Genomic DNA, 2,052 nt, shown 5'->3' on the forward strand with positions numbered 1-2,052 from the left:
ACCAGTGCAGCATCTGCACTTCCTTCACATCCGCAGCCTTGGCAGCACCCAAGCCCGCAACACTCATCGTCACCAACGCTGTCGTCAGCAAAAACTTGCGCATCGTTTCCTCCCGGTTTGCAAGTTCACAAAAGCGGAAAATCCGCGGTCAAAAAGCCCCCGCGCTCCCCGCGCGAAAGACTCTACTTATACGGCGCGAACGCCGCATGGGTTAATTTAAAACGTTATAAACATAAGCAAGTCAAGTGTAGCGACGCGCCTTTCTTTGTCGGAGGCAGTATCATTTACTGCCTGTTTTTACTTGTCTTTCAGACACAGTCCTATTGCTTGGAAAACGGAAGCCGATTATTTAAAACGTTTCCATAATAGCATTGCTTTCGGCGCCGATATCGCGCTAGTGTCCGGCCAATCGACGCTTTGGAGGAAAGTCGAGCGTGTCTCGCATTACAATGCCGCCCACGACCGGAGTGACCCGCAGGAGCGGCAAGCCGACGTTGCGCACCATCGCGGACATCGCGGGCCTTGCTGTGACGACGATATCGCGAGCCCTTTCGGACGACCCGGTCATCAACCACGAGACCCGCAAGCGCGTCCGGGAGATCGCGCTGCAGGTTGGTTACTCCCCAGATCGAGCGGCCCAGCGCCTGAAGACCGGCCGCACGAACGTCATCGCCATCCTTCTTGAATCGCATGAGGAGATCCTCGGCTACGGCACCTCGATCATGTCCGGCATCGCCGCTGCTTTGCAGGGCACCACCTACCATCTGATCGTCATGCCCAACCTGCCGCACACGACCAATATCGAGGCAGTCAACTACATCATGCGCAATCACATGGCCGACGGCCTGGTGATGTCGCGCACCGAACCGTTCGACCCGCGCGTGCGGCTGCTAATGGAGCACAATTTTCCGTTCGTCACCCATGGCCGCACCGAACTTTCCACGCCGCATCCTTATGTCGACTACGACAATTTCACGTTCGCCTATGAGGCAACCAAGCGGCTGATCGCCAAAGGGCGTCGTAAGCCCGCTTTGATCGGCGGTCCGATGCAGTTCAGCTTCGGCAGCCATATCCTGCACGGCTTCATGACCGCGGTGCGCGAAGCCGGCTGTGCCTACGAGATTATCTCCGAGATCGACCTCGATCATCCGGCGGGCGCGATTCGCGACCGTATCGCCCGACGGCATCGCGAACCCGATCCACCCGACGCCTTCATGTGCGGCGGCGAAGTGTGCGCGCTTGCCACGATCACCGGCATGAGCGATTGCGGCCTCACCCTTGGCGTCGAATACGACATCGTCGCCAAGCAGACCTCGCAGTTACTTTCCGCCATCCAGCCGAAGGTGGAAACGATTTATGAGGACCTTACGGCCACCGGCGAACATATCGGCCGCATCCTGAGGAAACGGATCAGCGGCGAGACGGATATGGACCAGTTGCAGATGCTGCTAACGCCGCAGCCGCCTTTCTCCGGCGGTACCGGAAAATAGATGACATCTGCTACTCGATCTCAACTGGCTACGCGGTAGACCTTAGCCTCGTGACTTCGGCGGTTACTGCAAGCGGACACCCTATTGAAGCTCGGATTTCTGCTCGAAATCGACAATGACGCCGTGTCGCAATGCCTCTTCTTGAGCTGCACGAAGAGCCTGCTGGATGAAATAGACGACGAGGTCATAGTCCGGGCTCTCCTGCGAGGCGATTTCCCACGCGATGTTCAGAGTGAATATCAGTTGTGGGGCGATCGTATCGGTCACGGCGGCGTATCCCGGAAGCACGGAGATACTAGGGTGCGCCCGCACCCAGGGCAACATCAACGGTTGAGCGTGCCGTAGGAGAATGTCACCAGCGACCTAGTGGGATTTACTATGGCCTTCACAAGGACGCCCAACGATTCAAGAGACGCGCACGTGCTGGGCGGCTTGGGTGTCCTTCCCGAGAGAGGGGTGACAGTTCATACCGGAGACATGGGTTACACTTTTGGCCTTTGCGAGGAGAGCGAAGGTGCCTTTGCAGGAGTGCAACCGCATGGACGAGCGTCTCAAATTCGTT

At 57.7% G+C, this 2,052-nt stretch carries 2 protein-coding genes; one reads left to right on the forward strand and one right to left on the reverse strand.

Going from position 1 to position 2,052, the window contains the following annotated elements; translation table 11 throughout:
* Positions 1-449 precede the first annotated feature (449 nt).
* A complete protein-coding gene (locus IB248_RS30805; protein ID WP_192242234.1) occupies positions 450-1,490 on the forward strand; it encodes a LacI family transcriptional regulator in 1,041 nt (346 codons plus the stop codon).
* Between the two features lie 81 nt (positions 1,491-1,571).
* On the opposite strand, the gene IB248_RS30810 is transcribed toward IB248_RS30805, so the two are convergent.
* The gene (locus tag IB248_RS30810; protein WP_018117079.1) at positions 1,572-1,757 is read right to left on the reverse strand and encodes a hypothetical protein; all 186 of its coding nucleotides are present in this window, start codon (positions 1,755-1,757) and stop codon (positions 1,572-1,574) included.
* Between the last annotated feature and the right edge of the window lie 295 nt (positions 1,758-2,052).

The sequence above is a fragment of the Rhizobium sp. RHZ01 genome (genome assembly GCF_014851595.1).
Lineage (GTDB): Bacteria > Pseudomonadota > Alphaproteobacteria > Rhizobiales > Rhizobiaceae > Rhizobium > Rhizobium altiplani.

Excerpts from the sequence above, each read along its gene's own strand:
- IB248_RS30805 (WP_192242234.1), top strand. The coding sequence starts at position 450 with ATGCCGCCCACGACCGGAGTGACCCGCAGGAGCGGCAAGCCGACGTTG.